Source organism: Zavarzinella formosa DSM 19928 (genome assembly GCF_000255705.1).
GTDB lineage: Bacteria > Planctomycetota > Planctomycetia > Gemmatales > Gemmataceae > Zavarzinella > Zavarzinella formosa.
Window position 1 is genome coordinate 512,126 of sequence record NZ_JH636443.1, and the last position, 20,726, is coordinate 532,851.

Annotated in this window: 13 protein-coding genes; 8 read left to right on the forward strand and 5 right to left on the reverse strand. The window is 59.8% G+C overall.

Annotated elements, in window-relative coordinates:
- The first annotated feature begins 11 nt into the window (after nucleotides 1-11).
- Nucleotides 12-2,612, forward strand: a complete 2,601-nt coding sequence (locus BGIM_RS0127560) for a WD40 repeat domain-containing protein (RefSeq protein ID WP_020472926.1) — start codon at nucleotides 12-14, stop codon at nucleotides 2,610-2,612.
- Between the two features lie 52 nt (nucleotides 2,613-2,664).
- Nucleotides 2,665-3,528 (forward strand): glycoside hydrolase family 16 protein, encoded by an 864-nt coding sequence (locus BGIM_RS52715; RefSeq protein WP_020472927.1) that lies wholly within the window; start codon nucleotides 2,665-2,667, stop codon nucleotides 3,526-3,528.
- A gap of 83 nt (nucleotides 3,529-3,611) precedes the next feature.
- Here BGIM_RS52715 and BGIM_RS0127570 read toward each other — a convergent pair whose 3' ends face one another.
- A complete protein-coding gene (locus BGIM_RS0127570; RefSeq protein ID WP_157369462.1) occupies nucleotides 3,612-7,529 on the reverse strand; it encodes a hypothetical protein in 3,918 nt (1,305 codons plus the stop codon).
- 174 nt (nucleotides 7,530-7,703) lie between these two features.
- Nucleotides 7,704-11,171, reverse strand: coding sequence for a S41 family peptidase (locus tag BGIM_RS0127575; RefSeq protein WP_162136295.1), 3,468 nt, complete (start codon nucleotides 11,169-11,171; stop codon nucleotides 7,704-7,706).
- 373 nt (nucleotides 11,172-11,544) lie between these two features.
- On the opposite strand from BGIM_RS0127575, the gene BGIM_RS0127580 reads away from it, so the two are divergent.
- The 5 genes from BGIM_RS0127580 to BGIM_RS0127605 all read left to right on the forward strand — a co-directional run bounded on the left by BGIM_RS0127580 (nucleotide 11,545) and on the right by BGIM_RS0127605 (nucleotide 16,926).
- The gene (locus tag BGIM_RS0127580) at nucleotides 11,545-12,378 is read left to right on the forward strand and encodes an alpha/beta hydrolase family protein (RefSeq protein WP_020472930.1); all 834 of its coding nucleotides are present in this window, start codon (nucleotides 11,545-11,547) and stop codon (nucleotides 12,376-12,378) included.
- Nucleotides 12,379-12,602: 224 nt separating this feature from the next.
- On the forward strand, nucleotides 12,603-12,890 hold the full coding sequence (locus BGIM_RS0127590; RefSeq protein ID WP_020472932.1) for a hypothetical protein: 288 nt from the start codon (nucleotides 12,603-12,605) through the stop codon (nucleotides 12,888-12,890).
- Between the two features lie 81 nt (nucleotides 12,891-12,971).
- A complete protein-coding gene (locus BGIM_RS0127595; RefSeq protein ID WP_020472933.1) occupies nucleotides 12,972-13,667 on the forward strand; it encodes an iron-sulfur cluster assembly accessory protein in 696 nt (231 codons plus the stop codon).
- Between the two features lie 116 nt (nucleotides 13,668-13,783).
- Nucleotides 13,784-14,122, forward strand: a complete 339-nt coding sequence (locus BGIM_RS0127600) for a hypothetical protein (protein WP_020472934.1) — start codon at nucleotides 13,784-13,786, stop codon at nucleotides 14,120-14,122.
- A 224-nt stretch (nucleotides 14,123-14,346) separates the two neighbouring features.
- Nucleotides 14,347-16,926 carry a vWA domain-containing protein gene (locus BGIM_RS0127605; protein WP_020472935.1) on the forward strand — a complete coding sequence of 860 codons (2,580 nt, stop codon included), beginning with the start codon at nucleotides 14,347-14,349 and terminating at the stop codon, nucleotides 16,924-16,926.
- Nucleotides 16,927-17,067: 141 nt separating this feature from the next.
- Here the strand turns inward: BGIM_RS0127605 and BGIM_RS0127610 are convergent, their stop codons facing one another.
- The 3 genes from BGIM_RS0127610 to def all read right to left on the reverse strand — a co-directional run bounded on the left by BGIM_RS0127610 (nucleotide 17,068) and on the right by def (nucleotide 19,934).
- The gene (locus BGIM_RS0127610; protein WP_020472936.1) at nucleotides 17,068-17,661 is read right to left on the reverse strand and encodes a transposase; all 594 of its coding nucleotides are present in this window, start codon (nucleotides 17,659-17,661) and stop codon (nucleotides 17,068-17,070) included.
- Between the two features lie 173 nt (nucleotides 17,662-17,834).
- Entirely contained in the window at nucleotides 17,835-19,235 is a 1,401-nt protein-coding gene (locus tag BGIM_RS0127615) for a DUF1501 domain-containing protein (RefSeq protein WP_020472937.1), read from the reverse strand.
- Between the two features lie 144 nt (nucleotides 19,236-19,379).
- Nucleotides 19,380-19,934, reverse strand: coding sequence for a peptide deformylase (gene def / locus BGIM_RS0127620; RefSeq protein ID WP_020472938.1), 555 nt, complete (start codon nucleotides 19,932-19,934; stop codon nucleotides 19,380-19,382).
- Nucleotides 19,935-20,049: 115 nt separating this feature from the next.
- Between def and BGIM_RS0127625 the strand changes: the two genes are divergently transcribed.
- Nucleotides 20,050-20,706: a Uma2 family endonuclease gene (locus BGIM_RS0127625; protein WP_029630643.1), complete on the forward strand. Its 657-nt coding sequence runs from the start codon at nucleotides 20,050-20,052 to the stop codon at nucleotides 20,704-20,706.
- Nucleotides 20,707-20,726: the final 20 nt, after the last annotated feature.

The following is a 20,726-nucleotide window of genomic DNA, read 5'->3' on the forward strand; positions in this document are numbered from 1 at the left end:
CGGGCTTTCCCATGTTGCGCGTTGTTCGACCGGCCGCCGTGTTGACATTGCTGGCGTCCGTCGCCATCTTGGGCGGACAGGAAAAGAAAACGGAACCGGAGGCGAAACTCCCCGTCGGTGTCCGGCTGCGGCTCGGGACCGACCGTTTCCGCGAGCCGAGTTACATCAGCGCGGCGGCAATGTCCCCCGATGGCCGGGAGATTGCCGTTTGCAGCGGGTCCACGAACATTCGTTTCGTGAACGCCGAGACGGGCAGGGAAATCCGGTCGATGGTCATCGGCGAATATCTTCGCACCAACCAGCTTTTTTTCACGCCCGACGGCAAACAACTGGTGACGGCCGGTTACAACGGCATCCATGCCTGGAGCGTGACTGACGGCAAAAAGGTCAACACGATTCCTCCCGTGGACAAGGACCGTCGGGACGGCCAGATTAATCTCTCGGAGGATGGCAAGGTTGTCTCCACCTCCACGATGTACGAAAACGCCCTTGTGAAAGTGATGCAACTTTCCGACGGTGCCGTGCTTGGAACCATCAAGCCGGTCCACAATTCCACCCTCTACAGCGCCTTGTCCCCAAAGGGGGATCTGGTCGCCACTTGGGGCCAGCATTACGCCCGCGGCGGCAACCCGACACCGGCGGACACGGCCATGCCTCGCACCGTTCATATCTGGGATGTGAAGACCGCCAAACAAATCGCCGCCGTGGAAACCGATGTCGCCAATGTGATGACCGTGAAGTTCTCCCCGGACGGCAAACACTTCGCCACCGTGGGTTACGGGGTGATTCAATTGTGGGAAGCGGCCACGGGCAAGCAAGTGCGACGGTTCGCGGGCCGGGGGAGCAGCAACCAAACGTCCATCGCCTTCTCGCCCGATGGCAAGTCGATCTCCGTCTCGGCCAGCCACGGCAGCGTGCAATCGTGGGATGTGACCACCGGCAAACGCATCGGCCAGTGTGAAGGGCCGACGATTTCGCAAGTGTTCCTGCATTATCGGCCGGACGGCCAACTGCTGGCGTGGGGCATCAACACGAACACGCTGGTGTTATGGGAGGCGCCGTCCGGCAAGTCGATCACTCCGGTCGGCGGGCACTTTGCCCCGGCGACCAGTTTGCAGTTCACCCCCGACAACAAGCATTTGCTGAGTTGCGGCCAGGACGGCCGGATGATCCGCTGGGAGACCGACACCGGCAAAGAACTTGAACCCGTGGAATTACGGGAGGATGTCGCCAAACGCCGGACCTACGGCTACCCGCGAACATACAACTCTCCGGCCCTATTTTCGCCGAACTGCAAGTTCTTCATCGGGTCCAGCGCCGACGGTTCCGGCACGTCCGTGTGGGACGCTGATAAAAACCAAGAACTCTTCGCGCTCGCCGGGGGCAATGGCTATGTGGATCGCAACGGCGTGATCGTCTTCTCGCCGGACTCGAAGAAACTCGTGGCCATTAACCGCTACAACGGCCGCGAAGTGGCGATGACTTTGCCGGTGTGGGACGTGGAAACCAGTCTGCCGCTGCCGCCGCTCAAGGGGCAAAAGGGCGACTTCACTGCCGCCGCCTTCTCGACGGACGGGGCCATCCTGACGACATGCAGTTACTCCTACTCTCCGCAGGGGGGGCAGGTGGCGGAAGCGTGGTCGTGGGATATTGCGACGGGCAAGGTGCTTTCCAAAACCCAGCTTCCGAACACGCAGTTCATGTCGGCCTCGTTCCTCGATCACCGGTTGTTTGTCGCGTTTGCCAACAACTCCCTTCAGCAGAAGATTTACGACGCCCTCACGGGGCAGGAAGTCCGCCCGCTGGAGGGCACCAACAACGCGCAGGCCAGTTGCATGACCCTCTCGCCGGATCGCCGGCTCATCGGCATGGGGATGATGGGCAACAATCGCTACGCTCCGAATGGCCGGCTGACTCGCTTCGAGGTTCGGCTAGTGGCGTGGGAGGCGGCTTCCGGGACGATCCGGCATGAATTCAACGTCGCCGGGGTGAATGTCATGGCGATGGCCTTCTCCCGAGACGGCCGGACGCTGGCCGTTTCGCTGAGCGACACGACGATCATGCTATTCGACTTGGATCAGCGCCCCGAAAGCCCCGAACCATTGAAGCCCGCCGATTTGACGGAGATTTGGAAGACGCTGGAAGAACCGTCTGCCCGCAAGGCCTATGCGGCGATGACCAGCCTGATCGCCCGCCCGGCCGAAGCGGTTCCGTTCCTGACGGCCCAATTAAAGCCCTCCGACGGGGCGAAGCCGGACGCGACAAAGATCGCCAAATTCATCAACGATTTGGATTCGCCTCGTTATATCGTCCGCGAGACGGCGATGAAGGAACTGGAACGCTTGGGCGGCCTCGCCCGCGACGCCGTGAAAGAGGCATTGGAAAAGAAAACCGTCTCGCCGGAAATGCGGGAACGCCTCGAAAAACTGACCGACAAGACCAACAAGCCGGACTCCGGCACGGAACTCCTTCGTCCCCTGCGAACCGTGGAAACACTGGAACGCATGAACACCACCGACGCCCGCGCCCACCTGCAAACCCTCGCCGACGGCGGCGACTCCCCGGTGACCAGAGCCGCCAAAGAGGCATTGCAACGGTTGGGAGTGCGGTGAGATCATCCAAGGGCGTTCTTTGCCCTTGGCGATATTTTTGCCAAAGGAAACGATGAACTCGCGCATCACAAACTCATTTGTCCGTCGGTTGTTGACGCCGATACTGGTCGTTTGGCTGACTGGCATCGGGGCACCGCTGCTCCGGGGACAGGAAAAGATTCCGAAGCCGAGCGAATTTGTTCCGAAGGGTTATCGGCTCGTCTGGAATGACGAATTCGATGGCCCCAACTTGGACTTGAAAAAGTGGCAATACCGTCAACTTGGGAAACGGGATGGCGCCATCATCGCAAAGGAATCAGTCACTTTGGACGGCAAGGGTTTTCTCAGGCTGAGCACTTTCAAAAAAGATGACGTCATCCACTCGGGAATGATCGGCACCGAGGGGAAGTTCCTGCAAAAATACGGCTATTTTGAATCCCGCATCAAGTTTCAATCCATGCAGGGCCATCACGGTTCGTTCTGGCTTCAGTCGCCGACTTATGGAAAGTTCATTGACGATCCCGGCAAATCAGGGGCGGAAATCGACATCATTGAATACTTCGGCGCCGGTCGGAAAGACCGGGGAGGGGCCGTGAATGTTTATTGGAATCCCTACAAACCCAAGGCTCTGCGAGCCGGGCCAAAAGAGCTGGATTTGGAGCCAATTTTGGGAAAGCCAGACCCGGCCAAAAAGCCCGCCCCGGAACTGAGCGACGACTTCCACGTCTACGCCTTGAACTGGACCGACAAGGGGTATGTTTTCCTCATCGATGGTAAAGAACTATACCGCACGACAGAAGGATTGTCTCATCAGGCCCAAAACATTGTCCTCAGCCTGCTGTGCAGCGATTGGGAGCGAAAACGCCTCGACGACAGCAAATTGCCCGAGGCAATGATCGTTGATTATGTGCGAGTGTACGCCTCGGGCAAGAAGTGATCGTCCGTTTGCGATGTTACCCGGTCCGTGCCGGGTTTGGCATCATTTTCTGAATCGACATTTCAGGCAAAAAATGTCAAAAATCACGCCGTTCCAGTCAGTGGTTCATCCCACACTTCGAGTTGCTTTTGCAATTGGCTGAATGTGAGTTTCACCGGCTCGGCGGGTTTCGGCGGCAGGGTGGCTTCGTGTTGCACACGTTCGACTTCGTCGTGCAGTTTGCGGAGCCATTGCGGCACGTCGAGGCCGACGCCGATGGGGTGAGCGGCGAGGGGTTTAAGTTGTTCCCATAGCTTATGGAACGCCGGGCTATCCGGACCAACGCGGTTGCGGGCGTCGCGGGCGGCGGGTTCCACCAAGGCACACAGGCGATCCAGCGCCAATGGCCGCAGGAAGCGTTCTTCGATGCGGTCGCGGATGGTCCGCAGACGCACGGCATGTTCGGCTTCCTTCACGGCGAGCTTTTCAATCAGTTCGGCCGCGAGGGGTTTGGAGAAATCGGCGATGCTCTTTTCCCATCGCTCCGCAACTTCCGGCAGCCCCTTCCGGCACAGTTCTTCGTGGGCCAGCACCAGCGGGCGCATTCGCCAGGCATAGCGCTCGTAACGGGCTTTTAGCCGCAGAAAATCAAGCAAAACGTAAAGGTTCTCGCCGTAGTCGGACCATGTCGTTGTCGTGTTGTAGTCGCGGTATTCCTCGTAATGTTCCGCGATCGTGTGCAGGACGATTTCCAGATACTGGACGGCGGTGGACCGGCCGAGCGTCCCTTTCTCCATGTCCCGCAGCAGTTTCTCCGGCTTGTGGTCGGCGTCCTTTTCCATGAGGCTGTCCAGCCAGTCGCCGACGCCACGATGAAGCAGGCCGCGGACGTTGCCGTAGGTCAGGAAATGGGCGGTGAAGAGTTCCCGGCCATACTTGGCCACGAAGTTCCGGAACGGCCCCCATTCGCTTTCGTCCAGCACGGCCTCGATGGCCGAGAGGCGAAGCGTCTGGCTGTGCTGCACCCAAATATCGAGGAACGAATCAGCGATCTTGCGGAGAATCTCCACCAGCGATTCGATCTTGGCCGTCTCGTCCCGTTCCCATTCGCGGGCCGAATCGAGCAACGTGTCCACGACGGATCGCAACGCAATACGAAACAGCCGGTCAAACTCAGAAACCCGGCGGCCGGATTCGGGGCCGTTGCGTTCCATCGCCTTGGCGAGCTTCACCAAGTGATACGTTTCCCGGATCAGCCCGAGCGGCGGGAAATGTTCAAAAAGCGATTCCAAAAGGGCCAGCGTCGTGCGGGCTTTCAAGATTGGCTGCGGTTCGCCCCCCTCGGAGAGCGGCACACACAACAACGGTTCGGCCGAGAGGCCCTGAACCAATTCCTGCAACGACTCTCGGACAGTGTCCACTTCATTCCCGGCCATCGCCCGTTCAAGGATGCCGGCCGATTCTTCCCAGCCGCTGTCAAAGGTGCCCTCGTCGTTCACGGCGTTCGGCACAATGGCCTGCAACGCCCGGATAGCCCGGCCGACTTGTACGCAGGTGTCAAGGGCCACATCCGTCAGGTGATCGCGGGTCATGCGGCGGCGATCATATTCCATCATCTCGTCCACGCCGCCGACGGAAGCGGGGATTTCGATTTCATGAATCGCGTGGACGAAGAATTGAAGTTCCTCGTGCCAGAGCCGGGCGGTTTCGAGCCACTGCCGGGGAGTCGCCCCGCTGACGGCCTTTTGCGAAAGGGCGGTTGAGGTGACGGCCGCTTCTGTCGGCCAGACGCGGGCGGTGAGCCGCCAAAGTTCGGCGATGCCGGAGAGGAAGGCGAGGCGTTGTTCCAGATCGTCGGCGGCCGTCTCCAGCGGGAAGTCGCCGGTGGCGGGTTTGCTTCCGGCAACGGAGGCATCTTCGCCGTCGTCGGTGGTGTCCTCGTAGCTCATCTCGTCATAAGCCGAGGCAAATTGCTTTCCCCCGGATTTGCCGTCGCCCATTGGCACTTCCGGCACGTCCCACAACGTTTCGGCATTGGCTTCCACCAAGGCGAAGAACCGCGCCACCAAGGAGGGGCCGTCGTCGGTGGTCATCACGCCCTCAAGCCATTGCCGGGCGAGTTCGTGAAAAGAAACCGTGCCTTCCTCCAGCGAGGCCGTCTCCGATTCGCTGAGCCAAGCGATAAGCAACGCCAGCGAGGCCCGCCAGTCTTGTTGAAGCAACAAGGCTTCGATCACTTGGGCGAACGCGGCCGAAGAGTTGAAGCCGTCCCGCCGGTCCCGCCAGAAGGCAATGTCTTCCTTGGCCCCGGCTTCGTTGGTGAACAGCCGCCGGTTCCAGGCGGCGAGGGCCTTGGCCACATGCAAAGCGGCCTCGGCCCGTTCCCCGCCGTGGAGTCGGGTCACGTCGTTGACTTCATAAGCGGCAAACTGGTCCCACCATTCGGCCAGCGTCTGCACGTTCTTTGTCAATTGATCCTGCAAAGCCGCTTCTCCGGCGGCGGCGGTGTCGGCGAGCAGGCGGGCGTAAATGTCGAATTGCCGGGTGAGGGCGTCGATCAACTCTTCATTGCGAGAATCGTGCGAGCTGTCCTCGCGGGATTGGAAGAGGGGATACAACCCTTGGAAACCAAGAATGTTCCACGGGTCGGCCAAGGCGCCGCATTCGATGCCCCGGTGAATCATCTCCTCGACATCAGGAAGTGTTTTGGCGGCGGTGTGCAAATCGTGGTGCAGGATGGCGAGTTCGGCCGAGGTTTGCCGAATGGCGATTTCCGAAAGAAGACGGGCCGACGCGGTGGGAATGAGACTGGCGTAAAACCGGCTGGCCTCAGAATAACCCAGTTGGGCAAGAATCAGGGCCAGTTCGTGATTTTGAAGTTGCCCAGCCCGTTGTTTGGCGAGTTCAAGGTTGAGATGCTGTCGAATGCCGCCGAAGGGCTGTTTCAGTCGTTTTGCCTCGGCCCGCAACAACTCGCCGTGTTCGCCGGGAACGGTTTGCAACAACTTCGTGTAAAAGGCGTCGCGGTATCGCGCCACATCGGGGACGAGCGTTGCCAACCGGGCATCGGAATCATGTGTCGTCGGCCCGGCTCCGCACACGCCGGAAGCCATCAGGATGGTTCCCGCCAAGACGGCCGACGCCTCGAACAGAATCGCCTCGGTGACGTTGTTCAATCCTTCGTGCGAAGCCGGCGGCTTGCCAATCCGGCTCAGGAGGGCATCCAGCACCGTTTGCCGGACAACGAAACGGGAATAATAACCTTTCAAGTCGATCAGATGCGGGTCCCATTCGCCGAACAGATAATTCGGCCGACGATTCACCGGGTGGCCGTGATCGTAGGCCCGCGGATCGACGGCCAGTTCTTCCAGTCGCTTGAGATTGAACCATGCCTCCCGGCAGATTTCCTCGGGGGCATCCTCCAGAATCTTCAACGCCAGTTCGATAATCCGTTCATAAGAACCGGCCGCGACGCCCGCGCCGCGAATGTACAGCGGAATCGGGCGAAGCCTTTCATGCGGATAGAACTCGGTTTGCTGTCGGGTTTCGAGGAGGGCGATGGGGCGATGGCCGACGTAATCGTTGAGTTGCAGCACGGCCCCGCGCGAGATTCGCCGGGTTTCCGTCCACGGGCTCCCTTGGGCGAGAACGGCCTCCATCACCCGCACGCAGAAGAACGAGTTGAAGAGGCGTTCGTCGCTCTGGTGCCGCAACAGGTCTTCATGGAACTGGCGATATTCCGGCAGCACCATTTCGATGGCCAACCCGACGATGGCTTTCGCCTGCGTCAGATCCCGAAAGGCGGCCGCGCCGGATTGCTCCAATTGCCCGGCCTGCGCCAGCATCCACTGGCGAAACGCTTCCCACGGTTTCGATTCGCCTTGGCCGATGAAATATCGAAAGGCCGTGTTGACCCCTCGCTGGAACTTGGGGTCCGGCCGTCCGTCGGAAAAGTTCAGGTAGCCCAGCAGTGTGTTGGGGGATACCTGACTCGCCAACTCGTCCGATGATCGTTCCATCATTCCATTCCACATGAACCAACCGCAACCGGCAATCTGGTTAAGGATACTCGGAACCCCATGCCTTGGGGAAGTCGGATGTTTCATGAATAGACCGGAATGGGCGTTTCCGGGTGATGGCGTCACGTGTTTGGGCGATGAAATTCCCGCTGACGCCGAGGTGATAACACAGTTATCTTACCGTTCCGTCGCCTTTCTCAGTTTCGGTGTCGGCCGGTTCTTCCAGATTTCCACGTCTTTCATCAATAGTTCGACGCCTTTTTCCATTTGCACATCCTTGCCCATTGCCGCTTCGCCGGGAACGGGCCAGACGATTACTTCGGGCACGGCGCCGTTGAGTTCTTGATCCTCGCCGGTGTCGATGTTGAACCAACCCCGGAAGGGCATTCGCAGGAAGCCCACGTCCATGATGCCGGTGCCGCCGGTGCTGACGACGCCGCCGGCTGTTGGCACGCCGACGAGGCGGCCCCGTTTCAGCACCTTGATCGCATGGCTGAAAATCTCCGCGTTGCTGAAACTGTTTTGGTTGCACAACACCACAATCGGCTTTGACCACGTGGCGAAGACCGTGCGGTCCTGCGGGTAACCGGGGCCGCCGCCACGGGGGACGGCGATGGCGTGCTGCGGTTGCGTCAAAGCCGTCAGCAAGAGATCGGCCGTCGAGCCGCCGCCGTTTTCACGCACGTCGATCACGAGGCCGTCTTTCCCGGCTCCGGCGTTGTACAACTCTTCCTGGAACTTGTGGAAGCTCGCCATGTCCATCGCGTTGATATGCAGGTAGCCGAGCGTTCCCTTGGAGAGTTTATCCACCATCGTTCGGTTGTCCTGCAACCACTTTTGATAAAGTAGTTGACGCGCGGCGGTGTAGGTGATCGGCCGCAGAACCACTTCCCGCTCCCCGCCGGCTGGGTTCTTCACCTTCAACGTGAATTCCTTGCCGGGGGGCACGTTCAACAACAACGTGGGGTCCAGCGTCGGATCGGCCGGCACGCCGTCGATGCTCAGGATCACATCGCCGATGTTCAGCTTGCTCTTCTTGTGGTCAGCCGGGCTTTCCGGAAGCACGTCCTTCACCTTCAAGCCGGGACCGGGGAAGCCGGTTTCAAAGCGGACGCCGAGATGGGCCGTCGAATAACGCCAGTTGCGGTCCACTCCCGGTTCCTCGGGCGGACCGCCTGGGCGGCGAGTCGGCAGGGTGGTCGTCCCGGCGAAGAATCCGAGGTGGGAGCCGTTCAATTCGCCGAGCATCAGTTGAACAATCGTGGTCAGCGATTCTTGATCGGCCGTCTCGGCCACTCCGCGATACTTTTCGCGGACCTTGTTCCAGTCACGATTTCCCATCCGCTCGTCGTACCAGTTGTCACGCATCTGCCGCCAGCACATGTCGAACGCGGCCTGATGCTTCTTGGCCGTGTCGATGTCTTGGAAAGCCGTGAAGCTGTACGCACCGGCCGTCGGGGCACTTCCACCCGCACCGCCGCCAGCACCGCCTCGGGGGCCGCCCGGCCCGCCGGGGCGAGGTCCGCCCGTGGCAGGGGACGGCGTCGCCGGGGTCGGGGCGCCGGCGGTGAAACTGCCGGGCTTGCCTCCGGAGAGCCAGACGATGGAGCCGTTTTTGAGCCATTTCGCCCCGACGCCGGTTTGCGAGGAGATTTGGGTCGGCTTCAAGTTTTCCGGAATTTCGATGGTGTAAGTGGCGGCCGTCCCGTCGATGGGTGCCGAGAACGCCAGTTTCTTCGAGTCCGGCGACCAAAACAAATTGCTTTCGTTCGCGTTCGGAATGCTGACGCGGTGAATGCGATCATGGATGCCCTCGAAGTCGATCACCACTTCCGGCAGCCCCTTTTTCGGGGTGGGCGTCACCGGCATGGGCATCGGAGCGGGGGCATCTTCCTTCTTGGGGGCTTGTTCGTCCGCGTCCTCCGACTTGGCCGGGTCGGCTTTCGGCATGGGCATCGGATCGGTTGACTTGAAGCCGGGCACGCGGCCCTTGAGGTATTTTTCAAGGGCTTTTTCCATCGCGCGGTCGCGGGCTGTTTTTTCTTCGTCTTGTGCCCGCAGGTAAACGTAATGGATGTCTGTTCGGTCTTTGTCATCTCGCTCGCCGACGAACGCGATGATTTTGCCATCCGGAGACCAAACCGGGTCGGACTCGTTGTACGGGTGGCGGGAAATGTTGAACGGCGGCTTGGAACCGTCAATCGGCATCACCCAGATGTCGCGGTTGAAATCGCTGTCGTGCTGGGCGTAGACGATCCATTTGCCATCGGGGGACCAGTCATAATCCGGGGCATCCCACGAGGCGATCACCTTTTTGGGGTTCTTGCCGTCGGCATCGCAAACGATCAAGTTGCCGCGTCCCTCGACATAGGCAAACTTGGAGCCTTCGGGGCTGAACGACAAACCGCGTTTTTCAAATCCGTCGTTGGTGATCGGGTCGAGTTGAAACTTGTTGGTGAGGAACCACGGCTTGTTCCCCTCGGCCTTGGTCGCCTTCCAGATTTCCGGCTTGCCCCCGGCGTCACTGATGAAGAAAATCGCCTGCCCGTCCGGCGAGAAGATCGGCGCCCGTTCTTCCTCGGGGGTTTTGGTGATTCGCTTCGGCTCCTTCAATTCGGTGTCCATCACCCACAGGTCGCCGCCGGCGACGAAGGCCACATCCAGCCCGTCACTGGAGAACGCGGCGTAGTTCGCCGTGGTCAAGGCCTTGCGATCAATGCGGTCGGCCGGGCGGTCGTCGTCCCGGAAAAGCTCGATTTTCGCCGGGGGAGCGTTGACGGCGGTTTTCAGCAAATACAAGTCGAAGAGATTGCGGAACACCATCGTGCCACCGTCGCGGGAGATAGCGGGGAAGACGGCCGAATCATCCTTGAACGTCGTGATTTGCCGGAGTTGCTTCGTGTTGCGGTCCATTTGCCAGATGTTGAAACAGCCCCCCGCGCCGTTGGCGTACCAGACGGTGTTGCCCGGCCCCCACAGTGGCCAGCGGGAATCCCATGCGCCGGTTTCGAGTTTGCTGAACACCTTGGAAACGCGGTCGTAACTCCACAGTTGCGCGCTCTGCGACCCCTTGTATCCCTTGCGCCACCATTCCGGCCCCTCGCGGGTGAACAGCACGGTTTTGCCGTCCGGCGAGAGGGTGCCGCTGGTTGCGTAATCGTCGAAGAGCATTTCATCGGCGGGTCGTTTGTTGATGTCCGTCCAGCGCCGGACGATCTGAAGCCGGTCGTTGTTGCGGCGTCCCCAGCCGTTGTCCCGCGTCGTGGTGACAAGCCAGCCGGACCCGTCCGGCAGCCATTCATTCAGCGTGTAACCGGCGGTGTGGAAGGTCACCTGCGTCGGCGTGCCGCCGGTCACCGGCATCACGAACACTTGCGGCGTTCCCTCGCGATCGCTGACAAAGGCGATTTCCTTCCCGTCGGGGGAGAACTTCGGCTGGGTGTCCTTCGCCGGGTTGTTCGTCAGTGGCCGGGCCAGCCCCCCAGCCGAGGAGGAAAGCCAGATATCCCCGTTCCAGTCGAACGCGAGCCATTGCCCGTCCGGGGACAATGCGGGATTGTTTGGCAAACGGATGGCTTCCCGCCCGAAAGCGGGCGCCAGGCAAAGCAATAACGCGATGCCAACGCCGATAAGGTGTCGCGGCACGGTGCGAAACTCCGATGTGGTGTCAAACGGGCGGGGAGAGAGGGGAGATTCTAAGTGGCCAACGTCGGGCGGGCAGTGGGCGGGCGGGCCGGAGGGAAGAATTTTCGGCGAGCGGGTTTGTCTCTCGGACAAGATCATGACCGCCTCGCCGCATGTTGAATCGAACAAAACCGCCCTCAATGAGACATCAATCACCCGGAATCACGGGCGTTCTTGAGAAGGCGATTCAAGCTTGTGGCGATAAGGTTTGACAGATGGTTTTGTGTCGGTTAGCCTGCGCCGTCGGCCGGCGGGCCGAATTGTTTTTGACGCCTGCTTCCCACCCACCGTTTCGCCGCTCAACGGCAAGCGAATCTCTCAGAGGCCAAATGCGATGAAGTCCTTCGGATTGATCGGGTTGTTTGCCCTGTTTCTTGCTTTTTCAAAGCCGTTGACGCCAATTCGCGCGGACGAACCCAAGCCGTTTGGGGGCAAGGTAAGCAAGTGGAATGGTTTCGCGAAGCACGATTTTCAGGTTGATCGCAAGGATGCCATCGTTGTCGTGCCGGACAAGGCGCTGCCGGGGCGGCCTTGGTTGTGGCGGGCCGAGTTCTTCGGGGCGTTTGCGAACCAAGACATCGAACTCCTCAAAAAAGGCTGGCATGTCGCGTATTTGAACGTCCAGGAACTTTACGGAGCGCCGAAGGCGGTGGAGGAGTGGGAGAAATTCCACAGCGTGCTTGTCAAAGAATATGGGCTGCATCCCAAGCCCGGCGTGATCGGGCTGAGCCGGGGAGGAATGTACGCGATGGCTTGGGGCGCGGCCCATCCCGACAAAACACTCGCCATCGATCTCGACAACGCCTTCGTCAATCCCAAAGACTGGCCCGGCCGCAAGGCCAAGGGACCGCCGACGCGCGAATGGACCAACCTCCTCAACGCCTACGGATTCAAATCCGACGCGGAGATCGACGCTTACAAGGGTTTTGCGGCCGACAATCTCGAAGGGCTGGCGAAGGCGAAGGTGCCGATCCTTCTCGTCTACGGCGATGGCGACAAGGTGGTGCCGCACAAGCTGAATTCCGAGATGATCTTCGACCGCTACAAAGCCCTCGGTGGCACCGTCGAGAAAATCGTGAAGCCGGGCGGCGACCATCACCCGCACGGCCTGCCCGACCCGAAGCCAGTCGTCGCGTTCTTCGAGAAGGCTTGGGTGGATCATAAGTGATGCTCTTTCCGGAAGGCACGCGTCACAAAAGCGGGCGTGCCACGGGCAGTTGAGCAGTTTCGTTTGGCGGACGGGGCAAAGACTTGAACGACGCCGCTTTGTTTCGCAGCGACCAATTCTCGATTGTTCCTCCGGAAGAAAACGGGCGGAGATACGACTTGCCGCTTGGCGACGACTTGGCGCGGCTGATCGCCGAACGGTTGAAGCGGCCGTAATCAGGGTGGATGGTGGCGGAGCCTGTCTGCGAAGATTGGGGAACGGTCCTCGAAGTGCGGCTACCCGAGCCGTATCTGCTCAGCATCCATTGGGCGCCGGGTCATCAGATTGAGAATCGCTGGGGCATCCAGTTTTCCCGCCCCGTTGGCTGCCTCGGCCTCCTACTGGGAAAGCGGTCCTCACCCAAAGATTGCCGCAAAGCCCAATCCGTGATCGCCGAACTTCTGGCGCAAGATCCGGAAGTGTTCACAGATGTCGAATGGTTGTCCCAGCTTGAGTATCATCGCCGGATGTAGAACGGACGAATGAGAGGCGGCGGCCTCATGTGAAATCAGGGGACAAGAGAAATTTCTCTCCCGATCATCCAAGGGTGAATCATGATTCTGATCTGGAAGGGCGCCGGCATCCTCATTGCGATGATCTGGTTTTTCTCGCTTTTTGCCGGGGACTGGCTGGCGAAAATGTTGTTCGGCGAGGATGTCTCGAACGGCCTGTGCAATCTCACCGGCGAATGGCTGGCCGCCTTCCTCAGTCTGGGCCTCGCCCTGCTGCTTCGGCTGGACCGCCAAGTCATCCTCGACCCGGATAGCAATCAGATGATCTCGGTCCGGGGCCGACATTCGTTGTTCTTCATCCCGGCGATTGCGTGGCCGGTGATCTTTTTCATCCTCGGGATCGTGGCCTATCGCGAGGAAGTCACTCGCCCCCCGGCGCTCGTCGAAGTGACTCCGACGGCGGAAGCCAAGGCCAAACTGTTGGCGGCCGAGAAGGGGCTGCAGTACGATTGGTACATCCACATCGAAGCGTACTGGCCAAAGGGCGCGCCTTCGCCCTTGCACAAGCTGGCGATTGGCCAGGGCCCGGTCGGGGACCGTGAACACCAGTTCAAATCGGGCAAGATCAAGATCGTGGTCCCCAAACGACAACTCAAGATGTTCCCAGGGGCGCAGTTGGATTTCAAAGGAAAAGATTTGGAAGAGGGGTTTGTGGTCAACAACCCGAACTTCGAGAAGGATCAGGTCGAGAAGCATCGGCGAACGCTGGAACTGGACCGCCCTTCAGACCCGGAATAGGTGTTGACGGGACAAGATGTTGGATAGGGCTGGCTTTGTTGTTTATCGGTGTGCCACACTTTTTACACTGGCTCGACACGTGAACTGCGTCGTTTGGCTGTGGAGGGATTCCGACCGTGTCGTGGTATTTAACCATCCGTTCGGATGCTGATTATTCGCGGTTCACGCCGACAGCCCCGTTGGTCGAGTTCGTCGCGGCGATATCCGAACTGCGGCAAACCGGGCCGGTCACATTCGAGGCTGCGGCGGGACAACCGTGGGTCGCGGTCATCTTGGCCATGTGCGGCCCGGACGGGAGTTATGCTTCCGATGGAGCCTTCGTGCCGACAATCAACGTAGTTGAGTTGGTCTGCTCAGATTCCGCCGATCCGATGTGGTACAAGGCGTTGGCAAGCCGGATCGCCATGTTCCTTGGCTGGTCGGCATTCGAGGACCGCGAGGAAAGGCAAATATGATCGCTGGCTGTGCAAAAGCAGACCGACCCCTGCGTTATTGCAGACGGCGGAACATGAATCGTTTCAGCAGATCATCCTTTCCGGCGATCTGCCACATAATGAGCCTCATCGTTTTGTCGGACGGTAGAAACCATCAAATTCCTCCATTCCAAATCTCGATTTCTCATTTGTTCTCCCGTTGTTGCGGCTACAATCGGCCATGAACGCCCGCGTGATTCTTGTTCATGTTCCGAATCGACCTGCCATTCACGGATGCCTATTTCCTCCTGACGCCGCGGCTCGGGTTCTTCTCGCGTCACGTCCAGTTGGCGATTTTGGCCGGGCTGCTCGGGCTGGTCGTTTTTCTGGTCATCCGGCTTTATCGTTCCGAACTGCGGATTGTCCCCCGCCGGTTTGCCTTGCTGCTGCTCGGGCTTCGGCTTTCGCTGGTCGTCACGTTGTTTTTGGTCAGCAGTTTGAAACCGTCGTTTGCCCACACGGTTTCGGAGACGGTTCCCTCCAAGGTGCTGGTCGCCCTTGACCGTTCAGACAGCATGGAAATCAACGACTCCCAGCGGAGCGTCGCCGAAAAACTGGAACTCGCCAAGGGGTTGGGGCTGGTCCGCGATCTGGCGGATGACAAGACGCTGGACGGCTGGATCAAGGAGGCGAAAGAGGGGCGTTCCCTGGCCGGTTCGACCCGATTCACCCAAGTGACGGCTCGCATCGACGGGCTGACCCGGCGGCAAATCGCCTCCCAAGTCCTTGCGCCCGAGGGGGCCAATTTATTGCAGGCCATCGGCGAAAAGCATCAACTCGACGTGGCGAACTTCACCCAAACAACGGCCGAGATTCCCAAAACATGGGAAGCCGTGAAACGCTCCCTCGCCACCGATCCGGCCTCGCCGGGGAGCAATTTCACGGACATCAAACAGCCGATGATCCGGGCCTTGGAACGGGACGGCACGGGGGAAAGCAAGCTGCTCGGCGTCGTCGTGCTGACAGACGGCCAGCACAATTGGGGTGTCGGCCCGACCACCAAAAGCAAGGAACTTGGCCAGCGCGGCGTGCCGGTCTATTTCGTCGGCATCGGGGCGAAAGACCCGCCGCCGGACGTGGCGATTCTCTCAGTGAAAGCCACCCCGCCGACGGTCTTCAAGAACGCCTACACGACGGTGGAAGCCCGTGTGCTCGTCAACAATCTCCCCCCCGGCAAGATCAGGGTCACGCTGGCGTATCCGGATGTTCCCGGCGTGAAAAAGCGGGAACCGCTCGTTGAAATCATCGACCACGAAGGAGAAAGCGGCCCCCGGCTGGTGACCTTCACCGCCCGCATGGACCAACCCGGCACGGAAACGCTGACCGTCACCGCCGAACACCGGCCATTTTTGGAGGGCGATCCCCGCAAGGACACCCGGCCCGAGAACAACACCCGGCCGGTCGTCGTCACCGTGTCTCCGGATAAAGCAAAGGTGTTACTGGTCGACGGCGAGGTGCGTTGGGAGTTTCACTATCTGCAAACCGCTCTGATCCGCGACGAAACGATGGACACAACGAGCGTGGTCTTCGACCAGCCCCGGCTTAATCTCGTTGATGCCGAAGGAACCCGCAAGATGGGGTTGCCGGATCTCGCCTTGCCGAAAGACCCGGAGGCGTTGCTAAACTTCGATTGCGTCATCCTCGGGGACATTACCCCCGAACAATTGCCGAAGGCCGAACGGGAGCGGCTGGAACATTACGTCTCCGAACGGGGCGGCACGCTGGTGTTGCTCGCCGGGAAAAAGTCGATGCCGCTGGAGTTTGTCCGCGACGGCGACCCGTTTCAAAAGCTGTTGCCGATCCGCAATCCGAAGGTTTACAAGGCCGATCAGGGTTTCAAGGTCGCCCTGACCGGGGAGGGTTCGCAGACGGGCTTCCTGCGACTCGACCCGAACCCCGGCGTGAGCGCCGAGACATGGAACAACCTGCCGCCGCACTATTGGGCGGTCACCGGACAGGCGAAAGAAGGGGCGGTCACGCTGGCGAGCGTCGCCCCGTCCCAGCCGTTTGCCGACGCGAACGCCACCCGCGAGTGGGAGCAAAACAATGGGCTGGTGGTCCGGCAAAATTACGGGTTCGGCAAGGTGGTGTATGTCGGGATCGACAGCACCTGGCGCTGGCGGTTCAAAAAGGGGGACACCTACAACCACCGCTTTTGGAGCCAGGTGATTCGCTGGGCCGCCAGCGACCGGGCCTTGATCGCCGGGAATGAGTTTGTGCGGTTCGGGGCGCGGGAACCGGTCTACCGGGCCGATCAGGAAGTGGAACTGATTGTGCGTCTGTCGGACAAGGTGAAGAATTTCAAGAAAGACGCGATGGCCGGGGCGAGGCTGCTGCACAAACCCAAGGGGGGGCCGGAAACGGCCGTCGGCATGATGCCGTTGCGCCCGCACCCGGTGATCCCGAGGGAATACATCGGCTCGCAGGGAAACCTTCCGCCGGGGGATTACGACATCGAACTGGTGATCCCGGACATTGAGGACAAGCTCAACGGCCCCGACGGCAAAAAACTCCGCGCCCATGTGCAGGTTCTCCCCGCCGACACCGGGGAGATGATCGACCTCGCCACCAACTGGGGCCTGATGGAAGACCTGGCCGCCCGAACCGGCGGCAAAGTCTTCCCGGCCGACCGGGCGAAGGAATTGGTGGAATTGCTGCAAAGCCGCTCGGCGACACGGGAATACACCGTGGAGCAAAAGATCTGGCAATCATGGTGGACGCTGGCCTTGTTAATCGGATTGCTGACGGCTGAATGGTTGGCGAGGAAATGGGCGGGACTGCCGTGAAACGACGACCGTGAAGCCGCGACGCGAAGTCCTCGCAGCGGAGCGCGGACTTCCAGTGTCGGACGATTGCGCCAATGGTCGGTGATTTCACGCAGAGAGTCCTCGCTCCGCTCCGAAGACTCCGCGTCGCGGCTTCACGGGTTATGTTGGGGAAAATGGTTTCACAAACGACCAATGCTGGCGTGGTTTGCCTTCCTTGACGGGATTGTCTTCAACGTATTGAATCGCCCGTTCCACATCTTCAGGCGTTTCCAAAAACGGCGCCCACTCTCCTCGCGCGAAACACTTGGGCGGTCTGGCCTTGTCAGCGGTTCCGGCGAACGGATGAATCCCCGCATCAATTAACGCGGTGGTGGCCCGTCCCTTCAACTGAATCACGATTTGCTCAATCTTGATATGATGCGCTTCGACCACCAGATGAACATGATCCGGGAGGATGGCACACCCCCAAACCATCAGGCCGGATGATTTGACGTAGGCCGCAACCCCCTGCCCGATTGCCTGAGCTTGAACCCCCGTGAAATGAACGGGCGGCCTTTGCAATGATCGCTTCGCGGCAAGACGGGCAGGGCGGTCGTGTTCACGATAAGCGACCGAACGGATTTCGGTTGTCTTGGTTGCCTTGCCGTGCCGGAAAAGCTCGTATGAACCAACGAACTCAGACCATGATCCGCGAGGGTCGTTCGGAAGCCAGAATCCATAGGCGCCGAAAATGACGTGGAAACCGATCACCATGAGAGTTTCCTCTTTTGATGAATCTCATCATTGTGAAGCCTCGACGCGAAGTCCTCGGAGCGGAGCGCGGACTCGCTACGTGAAATCACCGATCATTGGCACAATCGTCCGACACTGGAAGTCCGCGCTCCGCTCCGAAGACTCCGCGTCGAGGCTTCACGAGTTTGTGAATGTCACGCGTTCTTCAAAATCCCCGTCACTAGTTCGCCGTGGACATCCGTCAGGCGCATATCGCGGCCGCCGAAGCGGAAGGTGGATTTCTTGTGGTCCAGCCCGAGCAAATGGAGCATCGTGGCGTGCAGGTCGTGGACGTGGACCTTGTCCTTGATGGCGTGGTAACCGTAATCATCGGTTTCGCCGTGGATCACGCCCCCCTTCACGCCGCCGCCGGCCATCCACATGGTGAAGCCGAAGGGGTTGTGGTCCCGGCCATCGCCTTGGGCCATCGGGGTGCGGCCGAATTCGCCGCCCCAGATCACCAGCGTGTCATCGAGCAGGCCACGGCGTTTCAAATCCTTCAGCAACCCGGCGATGGGTTGATCGACGGCCATCGCGTTGTCCGTGTGGCCCCTCAGCAGGTTGGCGTGCTGGTCCCAGCGGTCATGGCCGAGGTTCGGGCACAGGAGTTCGATGAACCGTACCCCTTTTTCGACCATGCGTCGGGCCATCAGACATTGACGGCCGAAGATGTCCGTCTTCGGCTGGTCAACTCCATAAAGGGCCAACGTTTCCTTGGTTTCCTTGGAAAAATCGGCCATCGCGGGGACGGCTGATTGCATCCGGTAGGCCAGTTCGTAATTGGCGATGGCCGCGTCGATCCCGCCGTCGCGGGCTTGGGAGGCCGTGGCTTGGTCGAGTTTTCGGATCAAATCCAGTTTGTTCTTCTGGATCTTAGGGGACTTCTCCTGCGGTTCCAAGTCGGCCACCGGCGTCTTGCCACGGGCGAACATGGACCCCTGATAGCTCGCGGGCAAAAAGCCGTTGCTGAAGCAATCCATCCCGCCGGGGGGAACGAGGCCGCTGCCCAGCACGATGAAACCCGGCAAATCCTGGCACTCGCTGCCGAGACCATAAGTCACCCACGCCCCCATGCTCGGCCGGCCCTGCTGGCCGCTGCCGGAATGGATGAAGTAATTGGCGTTGGTGTGTTCCGAGAAGTTGGCCACCATCGAGCGAATGATGGCCATGTCGTCCACGCACTCGGCCACATGCGGGAACAGGTCACTGACCGGGATGCCGCTCTTGCCGTATTGCTTGAACTTCCACGGGCTTTTCAGCACCGCGCCGACATTGTTGAACTGCGTCGGTTCCACCTTGGTCTTGATGGGCTGGCCATGTTCGCGGTCGAGCCGGGGCTTCGGGTCAAAGGTGTCCATTTGGCTTGGCCCGCCATCCATGAACAGAAAGATAACGCTCTTTGCCGTCGCCTTGCGGTGCGTCGGCTTCGGCGAAAGCGGGCCAGTCTCGGCCCCGAAGGCTTTCTCCTGCATCAACCCGGCGAGAGCCGCCAGCCCGAAGCCGTTGGCGCAACGGGACAACATGTGACGACGAGTGATGGGAAAGTGAACGTGCATGATCGGGTGTCCCTTCAAAACAACCCCACCCTCCGGCCCCCTCTCCTGACAGAGAGGGGGAGCAAGAACGTGAGGATCGAAGCCCGTTGCGTTGACAGTCCCCCCTCTCTGTCAGGAGAGGGGGTTAGGGGGTGAGGTCATCTTTCAAAACTTTGGCGCCAGATCCGGGGGGATTTCCCCCTTTTTCTGGGCCTCAAAGTAATCTTCCTCAAATTGCTTGAGGTATTTCTTGGCGTGCATCCGGCCGACGAGGCCGATCTTGTCAATGAACAGGTTGCCGTCGAGATGGTCGATCTCGTGCTGCCAGACGCGGGCAGCGAGATCTTCACAGATCATTTCGTAAAGCTCCCCCTTCTGATTGTAAGCCTGCACGCGGACCTTCTTGGCCCGGCGAACCTTGGCGTACAAATCGGGGAAACTCAGGCAGCCCTCGCGATCGTCGATGATGCCCTTGGACATTTCGACAATCACCGGATTGATGGCGACAAATTCCTGAGCCTTCTCGCCGGGATCACCGGCAAAATTCATTACCAGCACACGCTCGCTGACACCCACCTGCGGGGCCGCCAGTCCGAGGCCCTCGTGGAGATACATCAGTTCGATCATGTTGCCCACGAGGATGTTCAAATCCTTGGACATCTGCATCACCGGCTTGGCCGGCTCGCGCAACACGGGATGAGGGTACTTCAAAATATGCATGGCAACTCGTCTTATTCCTCCATGCCCCATTGTATCCAATCCGGAGGCGTTGCAAGAAGACATCGGCCAAGGCGGCGTGATAAGATATCCGGGCCGGAATGAAGGGGAGAAACACATGGCAACCGCCACGCTGCAAGAACGAATCCCGACGATGGCCGACGTGATGGCCAAAATGGGTGACATACCGCCAAGCCGAATCCTGATGCGGCCATCGCCGGGCACAGCCACCGAGGACGATGTGTTGCGTCTGGGAAAATCGGCCGACAAGCGAATCTGTGAATTGATCGACGGAGTCTTGGTGGAAAAACCCATGGGAATGCAACAAGCTCTTCTCGTCATCTGGCTGGGCCAGCTTTTGGGTGAATGGGCTCGCCGGTTCAACTTGGGTCTGGTGTTCGGTGACCGGGCCACCTTGAGAATGATCGCCGGGAACATTCGCATTCCCGATGTATGTTTCATCCCATGGGACCAACTTCCAAACGGTCGCGTGCCGACGGAACCCATCGCCGATTTTTCGGCCGCCTTGACCGTCGAAATCCTAAGCCCAAGCAATACGGCCCGCGAGATGCGGGAAAAGCGGGAAGAGTATTTTGCCTCGGGAACACAGATCGCTTGGGAGTTGGATCCGGAGAATCGAACGATTCGCGTTTATACAAATGTGAATGAATCAACCCTGTTGACGATTGACGACCAATTAACCGGCGATCCGCTGCTGCCTGGCTTCAACGTATCCGTGCGCGAGGTGTTTGGTGAGCTTGACCGGCGACGGTAATTGAACTTCTCCCGTTCCTC

Excerpts from the sequence above, each read along its gene's own strand:
- BGIM_RS0127625 (WP_029630643.1), top strand. The coding sequence starts at position 20,050 with ATGGCAACCGCCACGCTGCAAGAACGAATCCCGACGATGGCCGACGTG.
- BGIM_RS0127590 (WP_020472932.1), top strand. The coding sequence starts at position 12,603 with ATGGTGGCGGAGCCTGTCTGCGAAGATTGGGGAACGGTCCTCGAAGTG.
- BGIM_RS0127610 (WP_020472936.1), bottom strand. The coding sequence starts at position 17,661 with ATGGTGATCGGTTTCCACGTCATTTTCGGCGCCTATGGATTCTGGCTT.
- BGIM_RS52715 (WP_020472927.1), top strand. The coding sequence starts at position 2,665 with ATGAACTCGCGCATCACAAACTCATTTGTCCGTCGGTTGTTGACGCCG.
- BGIM_RS0127615 (WP_020472937.1), bottom strand. The coding sequence starts at position 19,235 with ATGCACGTTCACTTTCCCATCACTCGTCGTCACATGTTGTCCCGTTGC.
- def (WP_020472938.1), bottom strand. The coding sequence starts at position 19,934 with ATGCATATTTTGAAGTACCCTCATCCCGTGTTGCGCGAGCCGGCCAAG.
- BGIM_RS0127605 (WP_020472935.1), top strand. The coding sequence starts at position 14,347 with ATGTTCCGAATCGACCTGCCATTCACGGATGCCTATTTCCTCCTGACG.
- BGIM_RS0127560 (WP_020472926.1), top strand. The coding sequence starts at position 12 with ATGTTGCGCGTTGTTCGACCGGCCGCCGTGTTGACATTGCTGGCGTCC.
- BGIM_RS0127570 (WP_157369462.1), bottom strand. The coding sequence starts at position 7,529 with ATGATGGAACGATCATCGGACGAGTTGGCGAGTCAGGTATCCCCCAAC.
- BGIM_RS0127595 (WP_020472933.1), top strand. The coding sequence starts at position 12,972 with ATGATTCTGATCTGGAAGGGCGCCGGCATCCTCATTGCGATGATCTGG.
- BGIM_RS0127580 (WP_020472930.1), top strand. The coding sequence starts at position 11,545 with ATGAAGTCCTTCGGATTGATCGGGTTGTTTGCCCTGTTTCTTGCTTTT.